This is a genomic window from Pseudarthrobacter enclensis, from assembly GCF_030811655.1.
Classification (GTDB): Bacteria; Actinomycetota; Actinomycetes; order Actinomycetales; family Micrococcaceae; genus Arthrobacter; species Arthrobacter enclensis_A.
Genome location: NZ_JAUSRE010000020.1, coordinates 48,871 through 74,369, shown reverse-complemented (window position 1 = coordinate 74,369; position 25,499 = coordinate 48,871). Strand labels below are relative to the sequence as shown.

The 25,499-nt window shown below is 67.3% G+C and carries 30 protein-coding genes; 18 read left to right on the top strand and 12 right to left on the bottom strand.

The genetic code is table 11. The annotated features are described in order from the left end of the window. Positions 1 to 32 precede the first annotated feature (32 nt). The 3 genes from J2X98_RS17270 to J2X98_RS17260 are packed head-to-tail and all read right to left on the bottom strand — an operon-like array spanning position 33 to position 1,769. Entirely contained in the window at positions 33 to 374 is a 342-nt protein-coding gene (locus J2X98_RS17270; protein ID WP_141940329.1) for a rhodanese-like domain-containing protein, read from the bottom strand. Between the two features lie 22 nt (positions 375 to 396). Then, entirely contained in the window at positions 397 to 1,155 is a 759-nt protein-coding gene (locus tag J2X98_RS17265) for a sulfite exporter TauE/SafE family protein (protein ID WP_307310628.1), read from the bottom strand. Further along, positions 1,152 to 1,769 carry a rhodanese-like domain-containing protein gene (locus J2X98_RS17260; protein ID WP_141940331.1) on the bottom strand — a complete coding sequence of 206 codons (618 nt, stop codon included), beginning with the start codon at positions 1,767 to 1,769 and terminating at the stop codon, positions 1,152 to 1,154. The genes J2X98_RS17265 and J2X98_RS17260 overlap by 4 nt, the downstream gene beginning before the upstream one ends. 124 nt (positions 1,770 to 1,893) lie before the next feature. Between J2X98_RS17260 and J2X98_RS17255 the strand changes: the two genes are divergently transcribed. From J2X98_RS17255 to J2X98_RS17235, 5 genes are all read left to right on the top strand, one after another. Beyond that, on the top strand, positions 1,894 to 2,151 hold the full coding sequence (locus J2X98_RS17255) for a metal-sensitive transcriptional regulator (protein ID WP_043452296.1): 258 nt from the start codon (positions 1,894 to 1,896) through the stop codon (positions 2,149 to 2,151). 56 nt (positions 2,152 to 2,207) lie between these two features. Then, positions 2,208 to 2,624 (top strand): DUF302 domain-containing protein, encoded by a 417-nt coding sequence (locus tag J2X98_RS17250; RefSeq protein ID WP_141940332.1) that lies wholly within the window; start codon positions 2,208 to 2,210, stop codon positions 2,622 to 2,624. Beyond that, positions 2,624 to 3,010, top strand: a complete 387-nt coding sequence (locus J2X98_RS17245; protein ID WP_307310624.1) for a DsrE family protein — start codon at positions 2,624 to 2,626, stop codon at positions 3,008 to 3,010. The genes J2X98_RS17250 and J2X98_RS17245 overlap by 1 nt, the downstream gene beginning before the upstream one ends. 165 nt (positions 3,011 to 3,175) lie before the next feature. Continuing rightward, entirely contained in the window at positions 3,176 to 3,784 is a 609-nt protein-coding gene (locus tag J2X98_RS17240) for a flavodoxin family protein (RefSeq protein ID WP_307310621.1), read from the top strand. A 56-nt stretch (positions 3,785 to 3,840) separates the two neighbouring features. Then, positions 3,841 to 4,512, top strand: coding sequence for a haloacid dehalogenase type II (locus tag J2X98_RS17235; RefSeq protein WP_141940335.1), 672 nt, complete (start codon positions 3,841 to 3,843; stop codon positions 4,510 to 4,512). 119 nt (positions 4,513 to 4,631) lie between these two features. On the opposite strand, the gene J2X98_RS17230 is transcribed toward J2X98_RS17235, so the two are convergent. Together J2X98_RS17230 and J2X98_RS17225 are read right to left on the bottom strand one after the other, a co-directional pair. Then, complete coding sequence (locus J2X98_RS17230; protein ID WP_307310618.1) at positions 4,632 to 5,375, bottom strand: CDP-alcohol phosphatidyltransferase family protein; 744 nt, start codon at positions 5,373 to 5,375, stop codon at positions 4,632 to 4,634. A gap of 42 nt (positions 5,376 to 5,417) precedes the next feature. Beyond that, complete coding sequence (locus J2X98_RS17225) at positions 5,418 to 5,846, bottom strand: hypothetical protein (RefSeq protein ID WP_307310615.1); 429 nt, start codon at positions 5,844 to 5,846, stop codon at positions 5,418 to 5,420. Between the two features lie 144 nt (positions 5,847 to 5,990). On the opposite strand from J2X98_RS17225, the gene J2X98_RS17220 reads away from it, so the two are divergent. Continuing rightward, on the top strand, positions 5,991 to 6,536 hold the full coding sequence (locus tag J2X98_RS17220) for a YceI family protein (protein ID WP_141940337.1): 546 nt from the start codon (positions 5,991 to 5,993) through the stop codon (positions 6,534 to 6,536). A gap of 161 nt (positions 6,537 to 6,697) precedes the next feature. Here J2X98_RS17220 and J2X98_RS17215 read toward each other — a convergent pair whose 3' ends face one another. Together J2X98_RS17215 and J2X98_RS17210 are read right to left on the bottom strand one after the other, a co-directional pair. Next, on the bottom strand, positions 6,698 to 7,444 hold the full coding sequence (locus tag J2X98_RS17215; protein ID WP_307310612.1) for an ABC transporter permease: 747 nt from the start codon (positions 7,442 to 7,444) through the stop codon (positions 6,698 to 6,700). Positions 7,445 to 7,492: 48 nt separating this feature from the next. Then, positions 7,493 to 7,693, bottom strand: a complete 201-nt coding sequence (locus J2X98_RS17210; RefSeq protein ID WP_141940339.1) for a DUF2795 domain-containing protein — start codon at positions 7,691 to 7,693, stop codon at positions 7,493 to 7,495. A gap of 200 nt (positions 7,694 to 7,893) precedes the next feature. On the opposite strand from J2X98_RS17210, the gene J2X98_RS17205 reads away from it, so the two are divergent. The 5 genes from J2X98_RS17205 (at position 7,894) to J2X98_RS17185 (ending at position 14,751) form a co-directional block, all read left to right on the top strand. Further along, positions 7,894 to 9,804 carry a CBM35 domain-containing protein gene (locus J2X98_RS17205; protein WP_307310609.1) on the top strand — a complete coding sequence of 637 codons (1,911 nt, stop codon included), beginning with the start codon at positions 7,894 to 7,896 and terminating at the stop codon, positions 9,802 to 9,804. Further along, positions 9,801 to 10,958, top strand: coding sequence for an ROK family transcriptional regulator (locus tag J2X98_RS17200; protein WP_307310606.1), 1,158 nt, complete (start codon positions 9,801 to 9,803; stop codon positions 10,956 to 10,958). The genes J2X98_RS17205 and J2X98_RS17200 overlap by 4 nt, the downstream gene beginning before the upstream one ends. 72 nt (positions 10,959 to 11,030) lie before the next feature. Beyond that, entirely contained in the window at positions 11,031 to 11,441 is a 411-nt protein-coding gene (locus J2X98_RS17195) for a hypothetical protein (RefSeq protein ID WP_307310603.1), read from the top strand. Positions 11,442 to 11,494: 53 nt separating this feature from the next. Beyond that, entirely contained in the window at positions 11,495 to 14,071 is a 2,577-nt protein-coding gene (locus tag J2X98_RS17190) for a DUF4118 domain-containing protein (RefSeq protein WP_307310601.1), read from the top strand. Then, a complete protein-coding gene (locus tag J2X98_RS17185; RefSeq protein WP_307310598.1) occupies positions 14,068 to 14,751 on the top strand; it encodes a response regulator in 684 nt (227 codons plus the stop codon). The genes J2X98_RS17190 and J2X98_RS17185 overlap by 4 nt, the downstream gene beginning before the upstream one ends. Before the next feature lie 36 nt (positions 14,752 to 14,787). On the opposite strand, the gene J2X98_RS17180 is transcribed toward J2X98_RS17185, so the two are convergent. Then, on the bottom strand, positions 14,788 to 15,465 hold the full coding sequence (locus tag J2X98_RS17180) for an NADPH-dependent F420 reductase (protein ID WP_307310596.1): 678 nt from the start codon (positions 15,463 to 15,465) through the stop codon (positions 14,788 to 14,790). 130 nt (positions 15,466 to 15,595) lie between these two features. On the opposite strand from J2X98_RS17180, the gene J2X98_RS17175 reads away from it, so the two are divergent. The 4 genes from J2X98_RS17175 (at position 15,596) to J2X98_RS17160 (ending at position 20,349) form a co-directional block, all read left to right on the top strand. Beyond that, a complete protein-coding gene (locus tag J2X98_RS17175) occupies positions 15,596 to 16,174 on the top strand; it encodes a TetR/AcrR family transcriptional regulator (protein WP_307310593.1) in 579 nt (192 codons plus the stop codon). Positions 16,175 to 16,345: 171 nt separating this feature from the next. Further along, on the top strand, positions 16,346 to 18,322 hold the full coding sequence (locus tag J2X98_RS17170) for an amino acid transporter (protein ID WP_141940344.1): 1,977 nt from the start codon (positions 16,346 to 16,348) through the stop codon (positions 18,320 to 18,322). Positions 18,323 to 18,833: 511 nt separating this feature from the next. Continuing rightward, positions 18,834 to 19,352 carry a GNAT family N-acetyltransferase gene (locus J2X98_RS17165; protein WP_307310589.1) on the top strand — a complete coding sequence of 173 codons (519 nt, stop codon included), beginning with the start codon at positions 18,834 to 18,836 and terminating at the stop codon, positions 19,350 to 19,352. A gap of 97 nt (positions 19,353 to 19,449) precedes the next feature. Further along, positions 19,450 to 20,349, top strand: a complete 900-nt coding sequence (locus tag J2X98_RS17160) for an SGNH/GDSL hydrolase family protein (protein WP_307310585.1) — start codon at positions 19,450 to 19,452, stop codon at positions 20,347 to 20,349. A 111-nt stretch (positions 20,350 to 20,460) separates the two neighbouring features. On the opposite strand, the gene chrA is transcribed toward J2X98_RS17160, so the two are convergent. The 4 genes from chrA to map form a co-directional block, all read right to left on the bottom strand. After that, positions 20,461 to 21,687 (bottom strand): chromate efflux transporter, encoded by a 1,227-nt coding sequence (gene chrA, locus J2X98_RS17155; RefSeq protein WP_307310582.1) that lies wholly within the window; start codon positions 21,685 to 21,687, stop codon positions 20,461 to 20,463. Continuing rightward, positions 21,684 to 22,712 carry a YncE family protein gene (locus tag J2X98_RS17150; protein ID WP_307310579.1) on the bottom strand — a complete coding sequence of 343 codons (1,029 nt, stop codon included), beginning with the start codon at positions 22,710 to 22,712 and terminating at the stop codon, positions 21,684 to 21,686. The genes chrA and J2X98_RS17150 overlap by 4 nt, the downstream gene beginning before the upstream one ends. Before the next feature lie 17 nt (positions 22,713 to 22,729). Continuing rightward, the gene (locus J2X98_RS17145; RefSeq protein ID WP_307310575.1) at positions 22,730 to 23,062 is read right to left on the bottom strand and encodes a hypothetical protein; all 333 of its coding nucleotides are present in this window, start codon (positions 23,060 to 23,062) and stop codon (positions 22,730 to 22,732) included. A 64-nt stretch (positions 23,063 to 23,126) separates the two neighbouring features. Then, entirely contained in the window at positions 23,127 to 23,900 is a 774-nt protein-coding gene (gene map, locus J2X98_RS17140) for a type I methionyl aminopeptidase (RefSeq protein WP_141940350.1), read from the bottom strand. A 142-nt stretch (positions 23,901 to 24,042) separates the two neighbouring features. Between map and J2X98_RS17135 the strand changes: the two genes are divergently transcribed. From J2X98_RS17135 to J2X98_RS17125, 3 genes are read left to right on the top strand one after another with little or no spacing between them, the layout of a single operon-like run. Beyond that, positions 24,043 to 24,393, top strand: a complete 351-nt coding sequence (locus tag J2X98_RS17135) for an ArsR/SmtB family transcription factor (protein WP_307310570.1) — start codon at positions 24,043 to 24,045, stop codon at positions 24,391 to 24,393. Beyond that, complete coding sequence (locus J2X98_RS17130; RefSeq protein ID WP_307310569.1) at positions 24,390 to 25,091, top strand: aquaporin; 702 nt, start codon at positions 24,390 to 24,392, stop codon at positions 25,089 to 25,091. Before J2X98_RS17135 ends, J2X98_RS17130 begins: the two co-directional genes overlap by 4 nt. Next, positions 25,088 to 25,498, top strand: coding sequence for an arsenate reductase ArsC (locus tag J2X98_RS17125; protein ID WP_307310567.1), 411 nt, complete (start codon positions 25,088 to 25,090; stop codon positions 25,496 to 25,498). Before J2X98_RS17130 ends, J2X98_RS17125 begins: the two co-directional genes overlap by 4 nt. Position 25,499: the final 1 nt, after the last annotated feature.

Below are 25,499 nucleotides of genomic sequence, written 5' to 3'. Positions count from 1 at the left end.
TTCGAAGTGGTTGTCGGCTGGTGGTGATGTGTCTAGCGGACGGGTTCGCCGGCCTGGCGCCAGGCGGCCATGCCACCGCGCACCGAGTAGGCGTCGTAGCCCTTGGCGGCCAGCATCCGGGCCGCGGAGGCGGACCGTACGCCGGAAGCGCAGACGGCAATCACCGGCCGGGTCTTTTGGATACCGGCCGTACTGGTCTGCAGCCGGTCCAGGGGGACGTGCTTGGCCTGGGGGGCCCGGCCGGTCCGCCATTCCTGGGCGGACCTGACGTCGATCAGCGTGGCACCCGAACCCAGCAGTTCCTTGGCCTGGGCCACGGAAATCGTCTTATAGGGCTTGCTGAAGGCCTTCTTGAGGGAATCGATCAATCCCATGGTGTTCTCCTCTGTGGGTAGGTCAGGCGGTGACCGTGCCGGCGGTGACCCACGCCGCGACGGCGAAGATGAGTACCGCGAATGAGATGCGGATGTGCTTGTCGTGCAGGCGGCGGGCAAACCGGGCGGCAACCAGTGATCCCACGATCGCCGGGATGGCGAACGCCAGGGTGGTGGCCCAGTCGATGGTGTAGCCGGCTGCGTGGGCGCTGAACCCGGCAGCCGAGTTGACCACGATGATGGCCAGGGAGGTTCCCACGGCCTGCTTCATCCGCAGGCCCAGGAAGATGGTCAGTGCGGGGGTAATCAGGAAGCCGCCGCCCACTCCGAGGAGGCCGGTGAGGAAGCCGACGAGCAGGCCTACGCCCACGGCCTTTGGGGCGCAGGACCGGAAGGCCCGGTGCGGCCCGATGCTGCAGGAGCCCTCGGTTTCGCGGGGTTTGCTGAGCATCCGGATTCCCGCCACCACCATGATCGCGGCGAAGGCCAGCATCAGGATGTTCGGATCCAGCAGCTTGCCCACGGCCGCGCCTGCCCAGGCTGCCGGGATGCCGGCCGCCCCGACCAGGGCGATGACAGGCCAGTTCAAGCCCTCACGGATGCGGGGGAACAGGGCCGCCAGCGAGGAGATTCCCACCACCAACAGCGAGGTGGGAATGGCCTGGGCGGGGCTCATGCCCACGCCGTACACCAGGGCCGGAACGGCAATGATGGACCCGCCGCCGCCTACTACGCCCAGTACAACGCCGACGACGAGCCCCAAACCCAGGGCCGCGATCATGCCGCAGCGCCCTCTTCAGCCGGCTGCACGGGAAGCTGCAGGATGGCGCTTTCGCGGGTGGGTTCCTTGGCGGCCTTGTTCCACGGCATGGCAGAGAGGGCCTTGCCCATGGCGCAGGTGTTGGTGGCGGCCGAGAACGTCAGCCCGGTGCCGATGGCGCCGGCCAGCATGCGGACCTTGGGCGAGACGAACTTGCCGCCGGCCAGGCCGAGCATCACCAGGGAGCCGGCTGCCAGGCGGACCTGCCGTTCGAGGTCCCAGCGGTCTTTGCCCTTGACCACGTCGCCGCCCGCGGCGGCAAAGCCGGGAACCCCGCCGGTGAGGACATAGGCGGTGTCCAGGCCCACGGTGGCCATGCGCTGGCGGGCCTGCTCGGCGCGGACGCCGGACTGGCAGACCAGGACCACGCGCGAGCCCAGCCGGGCGGCCAGTTCATCGGTGTGCTCGGACAGCAGCGGCAGCGGCACGTTGTAGGAGCCGCGGATGTGCATGGACTCGAATTCGGCGGCAGAGCGCACGTCGATCACCATGAGGTCCTGGTGCTCTTTGATCCAGGACTGCAGGGTCTCGGGAGCGAGTGCGGTCACGGCGCCTGCTTTGGAAGGGGAAGTCATAAGTAGCCTCTCGGGAGGGGTCTGGTGGATACCCCACCGAGTATTACAGATACCCCCGGGGGTAGTCAAAACACCCACCGGGGTATATAGTTGAGGGCAAGCCCCCCATCAATGGAGACCCCTTATGGAACTGAACCCAACCGAACTCACACCCGTGATCAACCGCCTCAAGCGCGCGCAGGGCCAGCTCGCCGCCGTCACCCGGATGCTTGAGGAAGGACGGGACTGCAAGGACGTCGTCACCCAGCTGGCGGCCGTATCCAAGGCCCTCGACCGGGCCGGCTTCGCCATCATCGCCACCGGACTGGAGCAGTGCATCGTCCAGAAGGACGAGACCATGGACCGGAAAGACCTGGAGAAGCTCTTCCTCTCCCTGGCATAATTCGACCCCCCGGCAGCCCAAAGGCAGCGGACCATCCGGCAACTCTAAGGAGCACCATGAGCTACACCCTGGCCACCACCGTCTCCCTCCCTTGGGCGGAAGCCGTGGACCGCACCCGTGAAGCCCTTGCCGCCCAGGGTTTCGGAATCCTGACCGAAATCAACGTCCGTTCCACCTTCGAAGCCAAGCTTGGCACTGAAGCCGCGGACGCCGTCGGGGATTACGTCATCCTCGGCGCGTGCAACCCCGCCCTTGCCAGCCGCGCCCTGGCCGCCGAACCTGAAATGGGCGCCCTGTTGCCCTGCAACGTCGTCGTGCGCCGGAACCAGTCCGCGGACGTGACCACAGTGGAAGCCATCGACCCGCAGACCATGGTCCAGCTCAGCAGCGCCCCTTCAGTTAAGGAAGTAGCAGACGACGCCGGCACGCGCCTGCGCAAAGCCCTCGCCAGCCTGGGCGGGGAAAGCAACTGATGGCTTCGGACAGCGGACCCGCGGTGGGCGCCCCGGATGAAGGCACCCGTGGGCTGCTCATTCATGCCGCCGGCCCGCTTGGGCACGACGCGCTCACCGGCATCCTGCGCAGCGCCGCCAACGCCCGCGCCGCGCTGGGTACCGCTGCCGCCATTGAAGTAGTGGTCCAGGGCCCCGGCGTTCAACTCCTCGCCAACGGTGCGGCCCTGAACGAAGCCGTGGACGACGCCCGCCAACTGGGGGTGCAGCTCCTCGCCTGCGGCAACAGCTTCCGGTCGGCAGGGCTCGAGGACTCAGACCTCACGGCAGGGGTGCAAACGGTGCCTGCAGCCATCGCCCACCTGGCCCGGCGCCAGTGGGACGGATGGGCCTACGCCCGCCTCTGAGCCCGGCGCCGGCATCATGAGGCGCACCTGTCGGCAGCGGCCCAAGGGGCGGTGAATACCCGGGCGACGGAACACCGGCTGCTTGGTGGCATCGGCAGCAATCGCCGTGATCTACTGATAAGTAGCCTGACGATTTTGTTGCAGCGATCAAGGGAGCTCCCGCTGATGCCTGAACTGTCCGCCGTCGCCCTCATATGCACCCTGACACCTTCCCCGGAGCCGTCCAGCAGCGAACTGATGGCCCAGCACATCCTGGACGAACTGGAAGGCCACGGCGTCGCCACCGACTCACTGCGCGTCGTCGACCACGACGTCAAGCGCGGCGTCCAAGTGGACATGGGCAACGGTGACGAGTGGCCCAAAATCCACGCGAAAATCCTGGCGGCGGACATCCTGGTCCTCTCCACCCCCATCTGGACGGGCCACCCCTGCAGCGTCGCCCAGCAGGTGATGGAGCGCCTGGACGCCGACCTGTCCGAAACGGACGACGACGGCAGGCCCGTCATGTACGGAAAGGTTGCCACCGTTGCCGTGGTGGGCAATGAGGACGGGGCGCACAAGACTATTGCGGACATGATGCAGGGACTGAACGACGTCGGCTTCAGCCTTCCCGCCCAGGGCGGCACGTACTGGGTGGGCGAGGCAAAGCAGACCGTGGACTTCAAGGACCTCGACCAGGTGCCGGACGCGGTCGCAGCCACCAACGCAGGTCTTGCCCGCAACGCCGTGCACCTGGCCAAGTTCCTTCGCTCGAACCAGTACCCCGCCAAGTAAGGCTGCCCCGCCAGGAAAGGCGCCGGAACAGAGCCGGAATAACGAAAGGGAAAATCATGGCCGAACCCCTGGTCATCGTCTTCGATGTGAACGAGACCCTGTCCGACATGGCCCCGCTCGGCGAAGCGTTCGCGCAGATCGGCGCGCCACGAGGACTGGCAAAACTGTGGTTCGCCACGCTCCTGCGCGACGGCTTCGCCCTCGCCGCCTGCGGGGACAACCAGGCCTTCGCCGCCATCGGAACCGATGCCCTCCGCACCCTGCTGGAAGCCGAAGGGATCTCCGGGAACCTGGACACCGCCGTCGAACGCATCATGGCGGCCATGCAGAACCTGTCCCTCCACCCGGATGTCCCTGAGGGTGTCCGCTCCCTGGCCGCGTCCGGGCACCGGCTGGTCACCCTGACAAACGGGGCAACAGCCAACACGGACAAGCTGCTGGTTGCCGGCGGCATCCGGGACAAGTTCGGGCTGCTCCTCTCCGTGGAGGACGCTCCTGCGTGGAAGCCGGCCAGGTCAGCCTATGAGTACGCGGCGACGTCCACAGGATCCGATCCGTCAGGCATGCTGCTGGTTGCCGTGCACCCCTGGGACATCCACGGCGCAGCCAAGGCCGGACTTCGGACGGCATGGATCAACCGGACCGGTGCCCGCTACCCCTCCTATTTCCAGTCCCCGGACATCGTCATCCCGGCCCTGACCGGACTGGCGGCGGTCCTCGCGGCATAAGCAGGCAGTCCCGGGCCGGTACAAGCTGGCCCGGACCAGCCACCACAGCCAGGAAATGGAGACCACCTATGGCCCGGTGCGCCGGATGCCGTGGCCAATGGCCATCCTGGAGCATCTGGCTAGCGGACGATGGTCTGCACCCGGGCTGCCAAGGGGAGTTCCGCGCGGCGGAGCCGTTCGAGTTCGACGACGTCACGCCCGAACGAGAACAGGAGCAGCGTGAGTGCCACCGCCGGAGCCGCGGCAGCAACAGTTGGCGGTGCGGCGGGGACCAGGCTCGCCAGCAGGGCGAACGGCTGATAGGCCCCGATCAGCCTGCGGGACGGCCTGGGCTGCAGTGCCGCGCGGAGGTGGGGCAGGAAGAGCCCGGCGGCCACGAAGGCGTAGTACATGGCGCCGATGCCCAGGGCCCAGGGGCCAACCACCGCGGCGGACGCGACGGAGAGCACCAGGACCAGGGCGGCGTCGGTGGCGGCATCGAACCGTGCCCCTTCCGCCGACGAGGTTCCCGTGCGCCGCGCCACGGCACCGTCGAGCCCGTCCAGGAGGAAGGCGATGCCGCCCAGGACCAGGAGAAGAATGTTCACGCGGCCGCCGGTCAACAGCTGGGGGACCGCCAGCACCGCGCACAAGGCAACGAGGACCGCGCGCAGCAAGGTGACGCGGTCTGCCGGCGTTGAGAAGCGCGGAATGCGCCGCAGGACGGATCCGGCGGCGGCCCCGGCCACCAGGGCGCCGGAGGCCAGGCCCGCGAGCTGAAGCGCCGGTCCGGACGGCGACGCTGACGTCAGCCACACGCCAGCGAGTCCATAGAGGGCGACGGTGCCCAGCGCATCGGGCAGTGCCCGTTCAGCTGCGCCCATGTGCCACCTCCTCCCGCATGCTAACAACGGCCGCGGGAATCTTCACGGGCGGCGACGCGCGGCCGTAACCCGGGTGCCGTCGTCGGACTTTCCCCTGCGGCCTGCACGGACCACGCCCGCGGCGGCCAAAAGGGCGCCCGCTCCTTCGGCAACGGCGCTGAGGGTTTTCGAGAAGAACCAGACGGGGTCGTACATGGCGGGGATGGGCCCGATGGCGGGGATGTCCACGTACCGGTACAGCACGACGGCGGCGAATGCGCTGAGGGCCACCACCAGGGCCACGGCATAGGCCGCCCTGCTGCCGCGGACCAGGACGTAGACGCCGGCCACCAGCGCGGCTGCGGCCTCGAGCAGGAACAGCGTGCCCTGGCTGACGGTGCCCGGCTGCGCGTACTGGTAGCCCGGGGCCAGGAAAAGATGGACGCCGGCATCAATGAACAGCGCAAGAGCGGTCAGTAATCGTAGTGCCACGCTTATGTATACGCCGGATGTTCCCTTCCGGTTCACCCGGTACTGGCAGGAATGTGGGTTTTATGGGGAATATTTAGAGTCCGCACAGACTTGCGCGGTTAGCAGGCAGCGAAGTCTGCGGCCCTACCAGTAAGGAGAACTGCGATGACCCTTCCCAAGGAAATCACGCCGGGAACATGGAACCTGGACATGGCGCACAGCGAGATCGGCTTCAGCGTCCGCCATGCCGGCATCAGCAAAGTCCGTGGCCGCTTTACCCAGGCGCAGGCCGAGGCACGGGTGGGGCAGTCGCTGGCGGATTCGTCGGTGCATGCCACGGTGTCCACCGCCAGCTTCGACTCCGGCGACGCCAACCGCGACAACCACGTGCGCGGTGCGGATTTCTTCGACGTGGAACAGTATCCGGAGATGACCTTCCGTGGCACCCACATCGAAGGTGACGGCGAGGAGTACACGCTCACTGGTGACCTGACCATCAAGGGCGTCACCCGGCCCGTCGAACTCGAGGTCGAGTTCACCGGCGTCGCCGTGGACCCGTTCGGCGCCACCCGCGCCGGCTTCTCCGCCGAAACCGAGATCAGCCGCAAGGAATTCGGGCTGACCTGGAACGCAGCCCTGGAAGCCGGCGGCGTGCTGGTCAGCGACAAGGTGAAGATCAACCTCGAGGCAGCGCTGGTCAAAGAGGCCTGACACGGCGGTTTTCGCTGCGCCCGTTACTTTTCGACGCGCAAAGGCGGCGGCGCTACTGGAATATCCGTAGCGCCGCCGCTTTTGCGCCGCGAGGATGAATGTGCGCAGCGCCAGCGCCTGCGGGGGGAAGGCGGCGACCCCCCCTCCACCTCCCCAAGGGCTCACAGCGGTTCCGGCCGCACTTTCACGTTGCCCAGGGACCGGATCAGGGCGACGGCGGTGATGGATCCCGCGGCCATGATGGACGCCAGCACCACCACCTGGAACCGCCCGGCTTCCAGGGGTGAGGCACCGCCGAAGATCGCGCCCACAAACGCTCCCGGAAGCGTGACCAGGCCGGTGGTCTTGGTCTGGTCCGTGGACGGGATCAGGGCTGAGTGCACCGCCTGCCGGGCCTGCAGCAGGGTGGCCTGCCGCGGTGTTGCGCCCAGGGCCAGCCAGCCCTCCACCTGGTCCCACTGCTCAATAATGGCCTCGACAAACCGGCGGCCGGCCAGGGTGGCGATGGTCATGGAGTTGCCAATCACGATCCCGCCCACCGCCAGCGCGTACCGCGGCGAGAACTCAATGGCCCCTGTTCCAAACACAATGGCCACCGTCACCAGGATGCCGGCGGCCATGGTCCCGGCCACCACGGCGAACCGCCGCCAGGACCACGTGAGCCTGCGCGTCGCGGTCACGGACGCCACGCTGAACATCACCGCCAGCGCCGCCCCCACCCACAGCGGATTGGAGATGACCCCGCCCAGCACCAGGCTGATGACCGCGAGCTGCGCCGCGCCGCGGAGGATGGCCAGGGCGGGGGAGAGGTACGACGGCGTCCGCGCGCCCCACAGGACGCCCACCGTGAGTGCCGCCAGGATGGCAACGGCCGCCAGGGTGGGCAGCAGTGCGGCAAGGGCGGGCATGCCGCCAGCTTAGCGGCCGGGCGGGCGCCGGCCCCGCAGGACGCCGGGCTAGGAGTTGCTGTCCGAAATCGCCGAGCTGACTGCCGTCGGGCTGTCATACTCCCGGTCGGGAAGGGCCTCGAGGGCGTCCATCACGTTCTGGTCGGCGCCGGAGTCCTTGGCGCGGGACAGCAGGTCCTCGCGCTTGGCCGGGTAGTCGATGCCGCCCAGGAATTTCTGGATCTGGATCGGGTTGGGAGTGTCCGCCATGGTGCCGGTTTCCTTTCGATGTCGGCTGGCTGTTCGCCGTGGCCCACGTGGTTGGGGCTGCGGTGGAGCCATCGTAGTCCCTTTCTGGCCGGGCCTACAGAGGGTGCCGGAGCGTCACGACGAATTAAATGCTTGACGCACGAATATAGCCGGTGAATACTTTTGAGTGCTTCCAGCCCCCCTACTCAAAGGACCGATCAATGAAGAACCTGTCCCGCCGCACCGTGCTTGCCACCGGAAGTGTCACCACCTTGGCGTACGCCCTGGGGATGGCCTCACCTGCCCATGCTTCCCCCGCTGTTACTGCCCGGGCAGGGGAGCCGGTCACCAGCGCTCCGGCGCTGCGCTTAGGCAGCCGCAACAGCACTTTCACCCGCAGTGGTGCAGGCCCCCGGTACTGGAACATCTACGGGTACTCTTTCCCCCACAACGCACCCATCCCCGAGAGCGAGTGGAAGGCCAACATCGACTGGCTGGCCGCAAACTTCGCGGAGTTCGGATACGACATTGCCTGCACCGACGGCTGGATCGAAGGCTCCAGCCGCACCACCAGGAACGGCTACATCACCAGCTACAACGACTCCTGGCAAAACGACTGGGCCTACTGGGCGAAGTACCTGGCGGACCGTTCCATGAAGCTGGGTGTCTACTACAACCCGCTGTGGGTCCACCGGGCCGCCGTTGAGGATACGTCGAAAACGGTTCTGGGGCGTTCCGACGTCAAGATCGCGGACCTGGTGGCGCCAGGGGACTTCTTTGCCCGCGACATTGGCGGAAACCAGCTTTACTGGCTGGACGTCACCAAAGCCGGCGCCAAGGAATACGTGCAGGGCTACGTCCGGTACTTCAAGGACCTGGGTGTTCCTTACCTGCGGATTGACTTCCTCTCCTGGTACGAGAACGGCATGGACGCGAACATCGGCCAGGTCAATGCACCCCACGGCCGGGCAAACTACGAGCTGGCACTGTCCTGGATCAACGAAGCCGCAGGCGATGACATGGAAGTTTCCTTGGTCATGCCACACATGTTCGTCAACGGGGCGGCGGAACTCGCCAACGGGGACCTGGTCCGGATCAATGCCGACGCGGATAAAGGCGGCTGGGACCGGCTGAGCGGGATGCGCCAGAACTGGCAGGACACCTGGCCGAACTGGGCCAACCCATTCTGCGGATTTACCGGCTGGTCGCACCGGAACGGCAGGGGGCAACTCATCCTGGACGGGGACTTCATGCGGGCCAGCACTTTTGCCAGCGATGACGAGCGCAAGACCATGGTGAACCTGATGGTGGCAGCCGGATCGCCCCTGGCTATCGGAGATACCTACCAGCAGATTGGAAAGAACGGGTGGGTGTACACCAATAAGGAAGTTCTCCAGCTGAACGAGGACGGCCTGGTGGGCAAGCCCGTTTACAAGTCGGCCACCCCGTTCTCAGTGGACCCCGGCTCCCGTGACACCGAACGCTGGGCCGGTCAGCTCCCGGACGGTTCCTGGGGCGTGGCCCTGTTCAACCGCGGCGACACCGACACCGTCACCCGGACCATTGACTTCGCGGCGGACCTCGGATTGGCCACCGGCGCCAACATCCGTGACCTCTGGGCGCACCGGAACCTGGGCATGGACTCGAAGGTCAGCGCAGTGCTGGCCCCGCATGCCTCTGCCATCTTCCGGGTAACCCCGCCGAGGGGACACGGCACAACGCGCTACCCCGCTGCCTTCGCGGCATGGGGCGGCGGGGCGGGCTTCAACAACGACCACCCCGGGTACGACGGCAGCGGCTTCGTGGACGGACTCCAGGCCACCAGCGGCAGCGCGGACCCGCTGGTCACTTTCGCCGTCCAGGTTCCGCACCGCGGCAGCTACGCCATCCGCTACCGGTACGCCAACGCGACAGGGGACACCAGCACCATGACGGTCACTGCAGAAAAGGCCAACCGCATGGTGGTGGACGGGCCGGTGCGCATGAGCTTCCCGGCGCTCGCCTCGTGGGATACCTGGGGCGTAGCGGAAGGTGCCATCAAGCTTGAGGCCGGCCTCAACCTGATCACCGTCGGCAGGGGCGTCACAGACGAGGGAGCCATCAACCTCAACTGGATAGAGTTGGACATGTGAGCACACGGAAGCAGGCCTTCGGCGTCCCCGCCCTTAAGGATCCGCACCGGTCAGGACTGTTTTCCCTGGTGCTGCGGCACGCACCCATCTCCAGGGTGGAGCTCGCCAGGCAGGCGTCCCTGGACCCGTCCACCATCGCGCGGACCCTCCGCCCCCTGGTGGACCAGGGCTACGTTGTCGAGGCGCCCACCGCACCCAGCGGACGGGGCCGCCCGGAGCGGCTCCTCGAAGTGGTCGCCGGCAAGCACACGGCCGTCGGCATCAAAATCGGACCGCGGGTCATCTCCGGCGTTGTCACCGACCTCGGAGCCAACGTGCTGGCCAGGGGCGAGGACATAGATGTCCCCCTGGATCCGGTGGACACGTTCCGCGCGGTGGCGGCCCTCGTTGACCGACTGCTCACGTCCGTTCCGGGCGCCCGGGAGAAAGCCCTTGGCGTAGGGGTGGCCGTCAGCGGGCACGTGGACCCCGATGCCGGAACGTGCCGTTATTCCCCAATCCTCGGCTGGCGCGGGGTGGACGTTGCGAAGCCCCTGGCCGAACTGACAGCGCTTCCCGTCACCGTCCATAACGACGTCAATGCCCTTGCCGTCGCCGAGCACCTCTTCGGCGACGGCAGGAACGCCCGCAACTTTGCGGTCGTCACCCTGGGCCCGGGAGTTGGCCTGGGCCTGGTGATCGATGGCAAGGTCTACGGCGGCGCGCACGGAACCGCGGGGGAACTGGGCCACATCCCGCTGGTTCCGGACGGTCCGCTCTGCAGTTGTGGCAGGCGTGGCTGCCTGGAGGCGCTTGCAGGGGATGCGGCCATCGCGTCCGCCGCCGGTGCCACCGACGTGGATGCTGCCATGGAACTGGCGCGGACCGGCTCGGGCAGCCCGTCGGCCGGCGCGCGGTCAGCTTTCGCCGCTGCCGGTGGCTGGATCGGACGCGGGCTGGCGGTGGTCTGCAACCTCGCCGCCCCGGAATTGATCGTCATAACTGGCGAGGGCTCCGCGGCCTACGACCTGCTGGGGGAGGGTCTGACGGCCTCGCTTAAGGAGTATGCGTTCGAAGGCGAGGACTTCCTGCCGCGGCTCAAGGTCGCCGCCCCGGACGCGGACCTCTGGGGCAAAGGCGCAGCCTGCCTGGCCATCCAGCGGTCACTGAGCTGACCCGCTACGAAAACCTAACCGGGTACCCCGCCCAGCAGCTGCCGGACGTGCCGGCACAGAAAAGAGCACCACTTGCCTTCTACCGCCATACCCACAATCAGGCACCACCGTCACCGCCGCGGAAACCAGGAAAGCAAGGCGGAACAGCAGTTCCGCTCCGCCGTGCTCCTCGCCCTGGCAATCCCGGGGACGGGATGCCCCGAATGGCTCCAGGCAAACCATGACGGCGGCCGGGCCCGGTTCCTTCGCGCGGCCTTGGAATGGCGGGCCGAACTTGAGTCTTTCGAGTACATCCACTGGGAGGATTCCGTGAACCCGGCACTCCTGCATTTCAGCCGTCCATATGGATGGCACTGCGTCACCAACATGGGCGCCTCGCGAGTACCGGTGCCGGAGGGAATCATCGTGATCAGCAGCAGCCCCATCAGGGACGGGTACCTGCCGGCAGGGGCAACGGTGTGGCTGCTCCGCTGGGTCGAGTAGCCGGCCAGGGACCAGGGTTTGTTCCCGCGGCAGGAGGGGATAAGACTGTGGGTATGGGACGTGGAACGCTTCGGATCTTCCTGGGCGCGGCGCCCGGGGCCGGAACCACGTACGCCGCGCTGCGGGAAGCCTGCCGGCTGCAGGCCGGCGGCAGGAATGTCGCCGTCGGTATTGCCGCCACTCGTGGGCGCCCCGAAACGCAACAGCTCCTTGAAGGGCTCCACGCCGTGGCGCCGCGCCGCGTGCAGACCGCCGCCGGAGCGCAGGCCGATGAGCTGGATGCCGGGGCGCTGCTGGACCGGCGGCCGGACGTGGCCGTAGTGGATGACTACGCCCACGCCAACAGCCCGGGCAGCAGGAACAGCCAGCGCTGGCAGGACATCGAGGAGTTGCTGGCCGCCGGTATCGACGTGCTGTCCACCCTTTGCGTGCAGCAGCTGGCGTCGCTCAGGGATGCCGTCGCCGCGATCACCGACGAAGCGGCGCAGGCGACGGTGCCGGATGAGATTGTCCGGCGGGCCGACCACATCGAACTCGTGGACATCTCCCCGGCACTCCTGCGCCAACGGGTCGCGGAAGGCAAGGTCTTTCCGGAACACAAGGTTGACGCCGCCCTGGCCAATGAATACCGGCTGGGCAATCTCTTCGCGCTGCGCGAGATCGCCCTGATCTGGCTCGCTGACCGGGTGGATGAAGGCCTGGCTGCCTACCGGGAAAGCCAGGGAATCACCGCCACCTGGCCCACGCGTGAGCGGGTGGTGGTGGGGCTTGCCGGTAGCCCGGAAGACGAGGTGCTTATCCGTCGTGCAGCCCGGATCCTGTCCAAGGCGAACGGCAGTGAACTCCTGGCCGTCCATGTGCGCGGCACCCGGGCCCGGAGAGGGGCTTCCGAACAGGGGATGGATGCGCAGCGGCGGCTCATCACTGACCTCGGCGGCACGTGCCACACGGTCTCCGGAGATGACCCGGCGCAATCACTGCTGGAGTTCGCCCGGAGCACCAACGCAACGCAGATCGTCATCGGCGCGTCACCCGGGCGCCTGTGGAGCCGCATCCTGGGGATGGGCGTGGCGTCCAAGGTGGTGCGGGAATCCGGGGACATCGACGTGCACCTGGTTTCCCATCCGCAGTCCGGGCGCGGGCTGCCCCGCAAAGCGCCCGCCGCGCTGGGCCGTGCCCGCACCGTGGCCGGCTACATCCTCGCTGTAATCCTTCCCGTCCTGGCAACCGCGGTGCTGTCGCTGGGCCAGGAACTGAACCTCGCCACCCAGGCGCTGGTCCACCTGACCGGTGTACTGGCGGTGGCGTTCATTGGCGGGCTGTGGCCGGCCGTGCTCGCCGCAGTCCTGGCCTCGCTGCTGCTCAACTACTTTGAAACGGACCCTGTGGGCACGCTGGACATCAGCGACCCGCAGAACGTCTTTGCCCTGTTGGTATTCCTTGGCGCCGGGGTTGCGGTGTCACTGGTGGTGGGCCTGTCGGAACGGCGGGCGCAGGACGCCAGCCGTTCCCGTGCCGAAGCCGCCACCCTGGCGGACCTGGCCAGGGACGCCCTGCTGGCCGACGATACCGTGGCGGGATTCCTGGACAAGGCCCGCGAAACCTTCCAGGTCCGGGCCGCCGGCCTCTTCACCCGCTCCGACGACAGGCAGGCGGGGTGGGAACTGCAGGCCTATTCCGGGGACGCGGCGCCACCTTCCCCGGACAGGGCCTCCGCGGTGACGGACAACGTGGAACTGGCCGATCCACGCACCGCCCTGGTCCTTTCCGGCCGCACGCTGACGTCCGGGGACAGGCTCCTCCTTACGGCCCACGGCGCCCATCTCCTGCTGCTGCGGCAGCACGACATCCTGCAGCGCAGGCTGAAGAGCACCACGAAGATGGCGGAGGGCAACAGCGTCCGCACTGCGATCCTCAACGCGGTCAGCCATGACCTGCGCACCCCGCTGGCCGGGATCAAGCTCGCCGTGACCGCACTCCGCCGTCAAAAGCGGAGGCTGCCGGCGGAGGTGCAGGCCGAGATGCTGGCCACCATCGAGTCCTACTCGGAGCGCCTGGAGGCACTCATCTCCAATCTCCTGGACATGTCCCGGGTTTCCAGCGGTTCCGCCGCGCCGCACCTGGCACCGGTCACGTGGCGCGATGCCATCGAGGACGCGCTGCGCGGCATTCCCACGGAGCACATCCGGGTGGAGCTCGCCCCCAACCTGCCGGCCGTCGAGGCTGACCTGGGAATGCTGGAGAGGGTCATCGCCAACATCGTGGAAAATGCGCTCAAGTATGCCCCGGGTTCCGATGTGGTCATCGTGGGGGTAACCGGCGTGGCGAACGCAGGGGACGACGGCGCCACGCCCTTTGGCGAATTGCGGATCGTCGATCACGGCGCGGGTGTGCCCGCTGCCGCCGTCGTGGAAATGTTCCAGCCGTTCCAGCGACTCGACGATGCTCCGGACGGGCTGGGCATCGGGCTTGGCCTGGCCGTGGCGAAAGGTTTCACGGAGGCCATGGGTGGCCAGCTGGTACCCGAGCCGACCCCCGGCGGCGGCCTGACCATGGTCATCCGGCTGCCGCTTTCCACCGGCCACTACGCATCAGGCTTTCGCCGGGAAGCAGGCAGTAAAAAAGTATGAGAACTGTTCTGATCGTCGACGACGAGCCGCAGCTGCTGCGGGCCCTGCAGGTCAACCTGCAGGCCGAGGGCTACCAGGTGCTGACGGCCCTGGACGGGGCCACCGCCCTGAAGCACGCGGAGGGCGGGCATCCCGATGTCATCGTCCTTGACCTGGGCCTGCCGGACATCAACGGGGTGGACGTGATCACCAGGATCCGCCGGACCAGCAGCACGCCAATCATCGTGCTCTCCGCAAGGCACGGCTCCGTGGACAAGGTCCGTGCCCTGGATGCCGGGGCCGATGACTACGTGACCAAGCCGTTCGGGCTGGACGAACTGCTGGCCAGGCTGCGCGTGGCGGGGCGGCGGAGCGTCGCCCCTGAAGCCCCCGACCCTGGTCCCGCCGTCGATGCGGGGGACTTCGAGGTGGACCTGGCCAACCGGAAGGTGACCCGCGACGGCGCCCCGGTCCGGCTCACGCCTCGCGAGTGGGCCATCCTCCAGCTGTTGGTGAAGAACCCCGGGCGGCTGATCACCCAGCAGCAGATGCTCGCCAAAATTTGGGGTCCCGGCTACGACAACGAGACCCATTACCTCCGCGTCTACATGGGACAGCTGCGCCGCAAGCTGGAGGCTGATCCGGCACGGCCGCGCCACCTGCTCACGGAAGCCGGGATGGGCTACCGCTTCGAACCGTGAGCCGCCAAAATCCGGGAGTCCCCGGCTGGACCGGTGTCAGCGGACGATCTTGAAGTTGAAGGAAGGGGTGCCCAGCGCGCCCCAAAGGCGCAGCCATACCGGCAGGAGCATTTCGGTGCCCCGGGCGGTGGTGATGTCGCCGAGGTCGATGACGTCCTGGTGTCCGAAGTCCTTCAGGAGCGCTGTGACGGTGTTCTTGGCGTCCGCGTCGTTGCCGGAAACGAAGACAGTGCCGGGGTCGGCGAGCTGCGCCGGCCGTGCCATAAGGTCCGCGTTGAGCGTGTTCAGCGCCTTCACCACCCGCGCCCCCCGGAAGGCGCGCTGGATCTGCTCGCCGAGCGAGTCCGTGTCCTTGACGAACAGGGTGGGCGGCATGCCCTTGCTGAAGTCGAGCGGGTTGGCGATGTCGAGGATGACCTTGCCGTCCAGGTTGCCGGCGCCGGCCGCCGAGAGGACGTCCAGGGAGGCGCCGCCGTTGGTTGCATTGACAACGAGTTCAGCACCGGCCGCCGCATCGGCGAAACCGGCGACGGTGATACCAGGGTTCCCGGCGGCCCAGGCCGCGAACGGGGGAGTGCCCATGGCGTCGGGCTCGGTGCGGGCGAGGGTGGCCTCGGGGTCCCGGGTGCCGATGGTGACGGAATGGCCGAGTTCGGCGAGACGCGCTGCGATGGTCCGGCCGACGATGCCGGTTCCGAGGACGGCGGTATTCATGGATGCTCCTTGTGGTCTTCGGACCCGTCCAGTTTGTGACGGATCGTTCTCATACTTTGTGACGGATCGTTCCGTCTGTCAAACTGGAGGGGATGCAGGATGCGGGAAGTTTCGAAGGAGTGTGGTTTTTGTGGTGCGCAGGACGGGCGAGGAAAACCGGCGCAATGTTCTTGACGTGGCCACCCGGCTGTTCTACCAGCAGGGCATTAGGGCCGTGGGGATGGATGCCGTGGTCAAGGAGTGCGGGGTGGGCAACGCCACCGTCTACCGGCAGTTCCCCACCAAGGACGCCCTCGCCACTGCCTACGTGGAAGGCCGGGCCGAGGCATGGTTTGAACGTATGCTCCAGGCCGCCGGCGGCCAGCCCGGACCGCGGGAGAAGATACTGGCCGTCTTCGAGGTACTCGCCACGGACTGCGCCGGGGAAACCTACCGCGGCTGCCCGATGCTGAACACCAATACCGAGTTCCCGGACGGCCGGCATCCCGCCCACATGGCAGCGGTGGGCCATAAGCAGCAGGTGCGCGACTGGTTCCGTTCGCTCGCGGCCGACGCCGGGGCCGACTCCCCGGACCAGCTCGCCGAGGAGCTGCTGATTGTCCTCAACGGCGCCTACGCCACGGCGGCCGTGCTCGACGGCGGCACGTACGGGCGGCGCGCCCTGGCCCTTGCCCGGCGGCTGGTCGACGAGGCCTGCCCCCTCCCGTAGCGGTTTGCGCACATCGGTTCGGCGGCGGGCGGGGCACCTGGGGCGGCGGCCGCCGTCGTGAATCACGCGTAAAGGATTCGTCAATAAAGGCCCTTTACGCAGGTCGGGCCTTTTCGCCGGTGCTAGCTTCGGCAGTGGTCGCGTTGCAGAGGGCAGCGCGGGAAGGCGGACATGACCACGTTAAGCAGGCCCCCGGCAGATCCATCGGCGCCGCACGCGCGCGGCCAGAAGGCCTTGAAGGACTGGCTGCTGTTCGGGCTGCAGGACAGCAAGGGTGCGCACCCCGGACCCGGGGGTGTGCCCACCAGCCATGAAAAGAAGCACGCGTGGTGGCAGGTCATGTGCCTCACGGGCGTGGACTACTTCTCCACGTTGGGCTACCAGCCCGCCATTGCCGCGCTCGCCGCAGGCGTGATCTCGCCGCTGGCCACCCTGGTGCTGGTGGCCGTGACCCTGCTCGGGGCACTCCCGGTCTACCGGCGCGTTGCAGGGGAAAGCCCCCGTGGTGAAGGCTCCATCGCCATGCTGGAACGGCTCCTTCCCCGCTGGGGCGGCAAGCTCCTGGTCCTGGTCCTGCTCGGGTTCGCCGCCACCGACTTCATGATCACCATGACGCTTTCGGCAGCCGACGCCAGCGCGCACCTGCTCGGCAACCCCGTCGCTCCGGGGTGGCTCCAGGACCAGAACGTCCCCGTCACGCTGTTCCTGCTGGCGCTGCTGGCGGCCGTGTTCCTGCGGGGATTCAAGGAAGCGATCGGCGTCGCCGTGGTCCTGGTGGTCCTGTACCTGGCCCTAAATGCCGTGGTGGTGGTTGCCACCCTGGGGCAGGTGCTCTCCCACCCCGCAGCCATGGGGGACTGGTGGACCAACTTGTGGGTATCGCACGGGAACCCCGTGATGGCGGTGGCCATCGCGCTGCTGGTGTTCCCCAAGCTGGCCCTTGGCCTGTCCGGCTTTGAGACCGGCGTCGCCGTGATGCCGCAGGTCAAGGGAGCCGAGGACGACACCGAAGAAAATCCGGCAGGCCGCATCCGCGGAGCCCGGCGGATGCTCACCACCGCCGCTGTGATCATGAGCGTGTTCCTGCTGACCACCAGCTTCATTACAGTCGTCCTGATCCCGGAGCAGGAATTCCAGCCCGGCGGCCAGGCCAACGGCCGCGCCCTGGCCTACCTGGCGCACGAATACCTGGGCGTGGGTTTCGGCAGCGTGTACGACATCAGCACCATCGGCATCCTCTGGTTTGCCGGTGCCTCGGCCATGGCTGGCCTGCTGAACCTGGTTCCCCGGTACCTGCCGCGCTACGGCATGGCCCCCGGATGGGCCAAAGCTGTCCGGCCCCTGGTGCTGGTCTTCACCCTGATCGGCTTTGCGATCACCTTCATCTTCAACGCCGACGTCGACGCCCAGGGCGGTGCGTACGCCACCGGCGTGCTGGTGCTGATGACGTCCGCCGCGGTGGCCGTGACGCTGTCAGCCCGCCGGCGCAGGCAACGGAACCTCACCTTCGGCTTCGGCGCCATCTCCGTGGTCTTCGCCTACACCACGGTGGCCAACATCTTTGAACGCCCGGAAGGCATCAGGATCGCCGCGATCTTCATCCTGGGCATCATCGTCATCTCGCTGCTGTCACGGGTGCGGCGTTCCTTTGAGCTGCATGCCACCCGGGTGCACCTGGACCAGCAGGCGCTGGAATTCATGTCCAGCACCCTGGACGGGCCCATCGCGATCATCGCCCACGAACCGCTGCGGATGACCGCGGAAGCGTACCGGGACAAACTCGAATCGGCCATCGAGGTAAGTCACCTGCCGCTGGCCGGGGAGGCCCTGTTCCTCGAAGTGGTGGTGGACGATTCCTCCGACTTCGAAACCGAACTGTTCGTCCACGGTGTTAACCGCCACGGCTACCGCGTCCTCGAAGTGCACGGACCGGTGGTTCCGAACACCATCGCCTCCGTGCTGCTGCACATCCGGGACGTGACCGGGCTGATGCCGCACATCTACTTCCGCTGGACGGAAGGCAACCCCATCACCAACCTCCTGCGCTTCTTGTTCCTCGGCGAGGGCGAGATTGCGCCCGTGACCCGGGAAGTCCTGCGCGAAGCCGTCCCGAACGTCACCCAGCGGCCCTGGGTCCACGTCGGCTGACCGGCGGCCACCCGGGCGGCGTCCGCGAGCGTCAACGGGACGTCCGTGCGAAAGGCTGCCTCGGCGTCGTCCTCCCGTACACCCGCCGCCAGCACCACCACATGCACCATGTCGCCGTAGGAATCATTGCAGGCCAGGATGTCGCCGGGAACTTTGTGCCCCTGCGGGCCGGCCGCCGGCCAGGGCTGGAAGATGACCCACCACGTCTCGCCGTCCTGGTCCGGGAAGAGGTAGCCGGTGGCCGACTGCAGGGCACGGCCGTTCAGTCCGCGGCCGCCGTAGCCCTCCACGGCCACGGCTACCGCGGCAAACTTGACCGTGCCACGGTCCTCCGGCGCCTCATCCCACCGCATCGTCGCTCCCGCCTCCACCCATGCTGCCTTTGCCTCAATCAAAGGGCCGCGCGGGCCTGATCGGGGTGGGCGGGGCGATTAATTGACGGATTATTTACACCCCCGCACCGCGGCGCCCCGGGAGGGAGGAACGCGGCTGCGGCACCATAATGGGATCCATGCGCCGCCCCGTGACCATCCGCCCCATGTGCCCCGACGACTGGGAAGCCGTCCACGCGATCTACGCTGCCGGGATCGCCACGGGGGAGGCAACCTTCGAGAGCGAGCCGCCCACCTGGGAGGCGTTCGACGGCGGCCGGCTGGCTGAACACCGGCTCATCGCCGAGGAGGGTGGCCAGGTTCTGGGATGGGCCGCGGTGACCCGTGTGTCGTACCGCGAGGTGTACCGGGGCGTCGTGGAACACTCCATCTATGTGGCGCCGGAGACGCATGGGCGCGGCGTGGGCCGGATCCTGCTGGGCGCCCTCATCGGGTCCACGGAGGCGGCAGGGATCTGGACCATCCAGTCGAGCATTTTCCCGGAGAACACGGCGAGCCTGGCGCTGCATCAAAAACTGGGATTCCGGGTGGTGGGAACCAGGGAGCGGATTGCCCGGATCAGCCACGGGCCAAAGGCCGGGCACTGGCAGGACACGCTGCTCCTGGAGCGCCGCAGCCATGTGGCGGGCACTGAGTAGCTCCTGCCTTGTCAGAGTCCAAGGACCCTGTTGGGGCGTCCGGGCCAGGCCCTAGCGTCATGGGAAACGTTTACCCGAGGACAGTACGGAGCACATCATGCAGTTCCCCGCAGCCCTGCGCCGCAGTGCAGCCGCTTCCGCCGCCGCAGCAGCCCTTATCCTCCCAGGGGCGTCCGCGCCGGCTTTCGCCGCACAGGACCCCGTCCAATACGTCAATCTGGGGGACTCCTACTCAAGCGGCTGGGGCTCGTTGGCGCCGACCGCCGCCGTCAATCCGGCGTTCGGCAGCCCGGCCTGCCTGCGCGGCGGCCCTGCCGACGTGGCGTTGTTCGACCAGCTCCAATCGGTGGCCCTCACCGGTGACTATGCGTGTGCAGGCGCGACTGTCGGAACAACAACCTCGGGTATTCCCACCATCGCCCAGCAGGCGGCCAAGGCGTCCCTTGACGGTGTGCTCAACAGCACCACAGGGCTGGTGACCCTTACAGCCGGCGGAAACGATGTCAATTTCGGCCAGATCATCGCAGCATGCGCCGCAGACACGTCGGCGGAGGCTACCGGGTGCCAGGCGGCCGCAGCCTATGGGATCGACCTCGCGAACAACGTCGCTGTCGCCGGGACGGTCCAAACAATCCGCGGGTACGCGGCAAATGCCAAGATCGTCTGGCTCGGGTACCCCCGACTGTTTGCGACGGCCGGGGAATCCACCACAGTCATCGCCGGCGGCGGTGTCATGTCCGCGGCGGCCGCAGCGGTCTTCGACCAGGGCACGGACCAGCTCAACGCGGTCCTCGCGGATAAGGCACGGGGCGCCGGCGCGCAGTTCGTGGATGTCGCCCCCAAATTCGATGGCCACGAGATCGGTTCCTCGGGCTCCTGGTTCAACCTCGGCCCCTACACGCAGTTCAACTTCCACCCGACCGCTGACGGATACTCAGACGGCTACTACCCCGCTATGGTCAGCGCGATTAAACCTTCCCAGCTCGTGAAGGGCTGACCTGTCCCACCGGCAGGGACGCCCCGGAGTGCCGCGGCACCATGGCGGGACTGAATAGCGCGGAAACGGCTGCGGCCCCCCGTCGGAGCGGCGGTGGGCACAAACCGTCTCTCAGTGCAGGAGGTGAAGTCCCAGACCCAGGACGCCCGCCGAGAGGACGATCCAGGGCTCGGGAATTTTGGACCGCCAGAGAACTCCCAGGGTGACGAGACCGATGGAAGCGGTGACCGGGTCCGTAACCGCTTCACGAGTAAGGACAACCACAGCGCCTGCGAGTGCGCCTGCCGCGGCGGCGGTGGCCCCGGCAACGAAAGCCCGGAGGCGGGTGTTTCCGCGGTGGCGGACAAACCATCTTCCGAGGAGGACGACGGCGAGGTAGATCGGGGCAAAGATGGCGACCGTGGCGACGAACGCGCCGGGAAACCCAGCGATGAGATAGCCAATGAACCCTGCAGTGATAACGACGGGGCCCGGGGTGATGAGGCCTATGGCAACGGCGTCCAGGAACTGGGCCTGGTCCAGCCAGTGATGTTGGTCGACCACTCCGTCACGCAGCAACGGGACGATCGCCAGGCCGGAGCCGAAGACCAGCGCCCCCGTTTGCAGGAAGAACAGCCCCAGCGGTATCAGCGGGGCGGCCCCGCCAGTGCCCAGGGCTGCCATGGGCGCGGTGGCCAGGGCGGGGACCAATATATTGCCGTGTGAAGAGGGCGGCTCCGGCGGTCCGGTGCCGGTGGCGTCGTTTTTCCTGCGCTTTCGCCAGTCCGGCGGGGCATCGAGGAAGAGGATGGCCAGCCCGGCTCCCATGATCAAGGGGATGGGTTCGGAGCCTGTTAACGCGGTGACGGAGAAGACGGCGGCGCTGATTGCCCAGAGCCGCCAGTCGCCGCGGTCGGTGAGCCTGAGGAGTTTATAGGCAGCGATGAGGATGATCGCCATTACGGCTGGGGCGATGCCGTAGAAAAGAGCCTGGACGATGCCTGCGCCCGAGTAAAGGGTGTAGAGCGCGCCGGCGGCGATGACCATCACGAAAGCGGGGCCGACAAACACGGCAGCGACTGCGAAGGCGCCCCAGGCGCCGCGTTGGAGGTATCCAATCCACATGGCTACCTGGGCGGCCAGCGGGCCGGGCATGGCCTGCCCGAGGGCCACACCGTCAAGGAATTCCTGCCGGTCGATCCAGGCCCGCCGCTCGACAAGGTCCCGCTGCATGTATCCCACAGTGGCGATCGGACCGCCGAACCCGGTGACGCCCAGGTGCAGGAAGTAGAGGAGGAACTTCCGGAACGGGATGTCCCCGCCGGAGGCTTCGCCGCCCGCGCCCGTCGTGTTGTTCACGTGGTGGGTTCCATGATGCGAAGGACCGGGTGGCCGTTGATGTCCTGGAGTGGGAAGTACACCTTGTGGCTAGCCTGGTCGACGGCCACGGTGTGCGCATGGTCCGCCAACTTGGCCGAGGCTACAGGTGCCAGCGTCCGGTCGTGTTCGTCGAAGATGCTCACGGTGCCGTCTTCGGCGGCGAGATAGAGCCGGTGCAGGCCGACGTCGAAGGCCAGTACGTCCGGGGCGTCGCCGGTATCGAAGTGGGCTGCGGCTTGCTTGCTGCGGAGGTCTAGGACATAGAGTTTGGCGTTGCCTTCGCAGGCAATGAAGGCCAGCTGGCTCATTCCGTCGATGTAAAGGCCGTGGTTCCCGTCGCACCCGTCGACCCTGATCCGGTCGGTGACGGCGTCGGTGGCGGGATCGATGACGAGCAGTTCGCCTGTGCTTTGGGCGTTCACGAACACTTTCCCCGAGCCAGGGTCATAAATGACGTTTCCGGTTTCGCCGCCTACCTCGACAGATGGCATGTCCTTTCCGGTTGCGACGTCGATGACGGTCAGGACGTGGTCATGCTCGTTTGAGACAAAGGCCTTGCCGTGGGCCGGGTCGTAGGCGATCCCGTCCGGAAGGTCCCCGGATTTCACCCGGCCAGTGACCTGCAGGGTATCCGTGTCCACGAATGCGAGTTCATTGGTGCCCGAGGCGGCGGCCAGGAGCAAGTGCCGGTCAGCGGCCACCATCACACCGTGGGCCGAGGCGATCCCGGGGACGCTGCCGGCTACCGCGGCCTTGTCCAGGTCCACGGCTTCAACCGTTCCGTCGCCCAGGTGGGCGATGTACAGCATGCGGTTGGTCGGGTCAATGGACTGGTAGTCCAGCCGGGTCGGGCCGCCGGGCAATTTCAGGTCCTGCACCTGCTTCAGCGGCAAGGCGGAAACGGCTGCGGGGCCGGGGCCGGAGCAAGCAGCCAGTACCAGTGCGGCCAAGGCGGCCGGTATCGCGAGACCGGCCCGGCCGCGGCGGGTGCAGGAACCCGGCACGATTGATTTCCTGCCCGTCATAGGACCACGACGTTCACGGCAAAGGCCACGACGGCGCCTGCAACGGTCACCAGGACTTTTCGCGGCAACGGTCGGGCGGCGGACGCTGCCAGGGCCGGCGCCAGGCCGCCGGCAACCAGGCACCCGGTGTCGCCTATGCTGACCAACGGCATGAAGTCTTCGTTCAATGCCCATAAGTTCGCCAACAGCCGCCATACCAGTACTGCAACGAATGTGCCGGAGGCGCCCACGGCCAGCGGGGCAGTTGGCCAGTGGACGAACTTCGCGACGGCTGCCACCGCAAGCCCCGAAAGGACCGCTGCGAGCAGGATCAGCATAAGCGGGATCATGGGCTCCTCCTTACGACCCTTGACGGCCAGGGGATCGGACTCACCGATCTGTGAGCGCCGGTCGTTACCGCGAGGGCAGGGTCAGGATCTCGGCGCCGTTCTCCGTAATGGCGATGGTGTGCTCCGTGTGCGCCGTCCTGCAGCCCGTGGCGCTCCTCAGCGTCCAGCCGTCGTCGTCGGTCACCAGTTCTGCCGTGTCCTTCATGATCCAGGGCTCCAACGCCAGCAGCAGGCCGGGGCGGAGCTTGAAACCCCGCCCGGGGCGTCCCATGTTGGGCACGTGCGGGTCCTGGTGCATGGTGGAGCCGATGCCGTGGCCGCCGAACTGCGTGTTGATGGGGTAGCCCGCATCGGTGAGGACGCGGCCGATGGCGTAGGAGATGTCCCCGATCTTGGCATTCGGACCGGCGGCGGCGATCCCTGCGGCGAGGGCCCGTTCGGTGGTTTCGATCATCGCCACGCTCTCCGCCGGCCGTGATTCCCCCACGAGGAAGCTGATGGCTGCGTCCGCGGCTACCCCGTTCCTGACGACGGCGAGGTCCAGGGTCAGCAGGTCGCCGTCGGCCAGTTCGTAGTTGTGGGGCAGTCCGTGCAGCACGGCATCGTTGACGCCCGTGCAGATGTAGTGGCCGAAAGGGCCGCGGCCGAACGACGGCGCGTAGTCCACGTAGCAGGATTCAGCCCCCGCCTCGGTGATCATCTCCTTGGTCCACTGGTCGATGTCCAGGAGGTTGGTCCCCACGGTGGCGCGGCTCTTCATCGCCTGCAGGATGTCGGCCACCAGGGCACCGGTTTCCCGCGCGAGGTCCACTTCAGCGGGGGTCAGGATCTCGATCATGGGGTGCCCTTCATCTGCCGGCCAATAGCTGTAGGGGCCATCCTATTTGTCCTCCCATGGGCGGCTGCAAGAAACGGGGTTGACTGCGGAATATCTGTGGATTGCCAAAGACATAGATAGGTGTAAATATTTACGTGTGTCTATGTCTTTGGAGCTGACCCCGGTTGAAGCTGTGGCCTGCTGCCCGCCGCTGGCCCGGGAACCCCTGTCCGAATCGGAGGCGGAAGGCATTGCCCCGCTGCTCAAGGCCCTGGCCGATCCGGTCCGGCTGCGGCTGATGTCCATGGTGGCCTCGCATGAGGGCGGTGAAGCCTGCGTCTGCGACCTTAACGATGCGTTCGAGCTGTCCCAGCCCACCATCAGCCACCATCTGAAGGTCCTCCACGAGGCCGGGCTGCTGGACCGGGAGAAGCGCGGCGTCTGGGTCTACTACCGCGCCCGGACCGGGGCGCTGCAGAACCTGGCCGCACTGATCGGCGGGCAGGCCCAGTGAGAGTGCCGGGCCGCCGCGCCGCCGCCGAATTCACCGGCACCGCGTTCCTGGTCATGGCCGTGGTGGGCTCCGGCGTCATGGCCTCACGGCTGTCACCGGACGACGCCGGGCTGCAGCTTTTGCAGAACAGCCTCGCCACGGGTGCGGCGCTGGTGGCGCTGATTGTGGCCCTGCAGCCAGTCTCTGCGTCATTTAATCCCGTGGTGACCCTGGTGGAAAGGGCGCTGGGGATGATCGATACCACCACCGCCGGGGCCCTCATCGCCGCACAGGTCCTGGGCGGGTTGGCCGGTACCGTCGCGGCGAACCTGATGTTCGGGCTGGACGCCGTCACGTTCTCCACCCACCAACGCAGTGGTCCCGCGCTGTGGCTGGCTGAGGTCATCGCCACCGTGGGGCTGCTGGTGGTCATCTTCGGCACCGTCCGCTCGGGCCGCGCTGATCGGGTGGCGTTCGCGGTGGGCGGCTACATCACGGCCGCATACTGGTTCACCAGCTCCACGAGTTTTGCCAACCCCGCGGTGACTATCGCCCGGACGGTCACGGACACCTTTGCCGGCATCGCACCGCCGTCGGCCCCTGCCTTCATCCTGGCGCAGCTGCTTGGCGGCGCCGCCGGGTACCTCCTGGTCCGGTTCCTTTACCCAACCCTCGCAACTCCCGCCGTCGTCCCGTCTGACCGAAAGGTGCTCTCATGAGCCAGAAGCCCTCCGTCCTGTTCGTCTGCGTCCACAATGCCGGCCGCTCCCAGATGGCCGCCGCGTTCCTCACCAGCCTTTCGAAGGGCGCCATCGAGGTCCGCTCCGCGGGCTCGCAGCCGGCGGACAAGGTCAACCCCGCCGCCGTCGAGGCCATGGCCGAGGTGGGCATCGACATGTCCGCGGAGATCCCCAAGATCCTCACCACCGAGGCCGTCAAGGACTCGGACGTGGTGATCACCATGGGCTGCGGCGACGAATGCCCGTACTTCCCGGGCAAGCGCTATGAGGACTGGGTCCTGGAAGACCCGGCCGGCAAGGGTGTGGAGTCGGTCCGGCCCATCCGCGACCAGATCAAGGCCCGCGTCGAAGCCCTCATCGCCTCCCTTGTCCCCGTCGAGAGCTGAA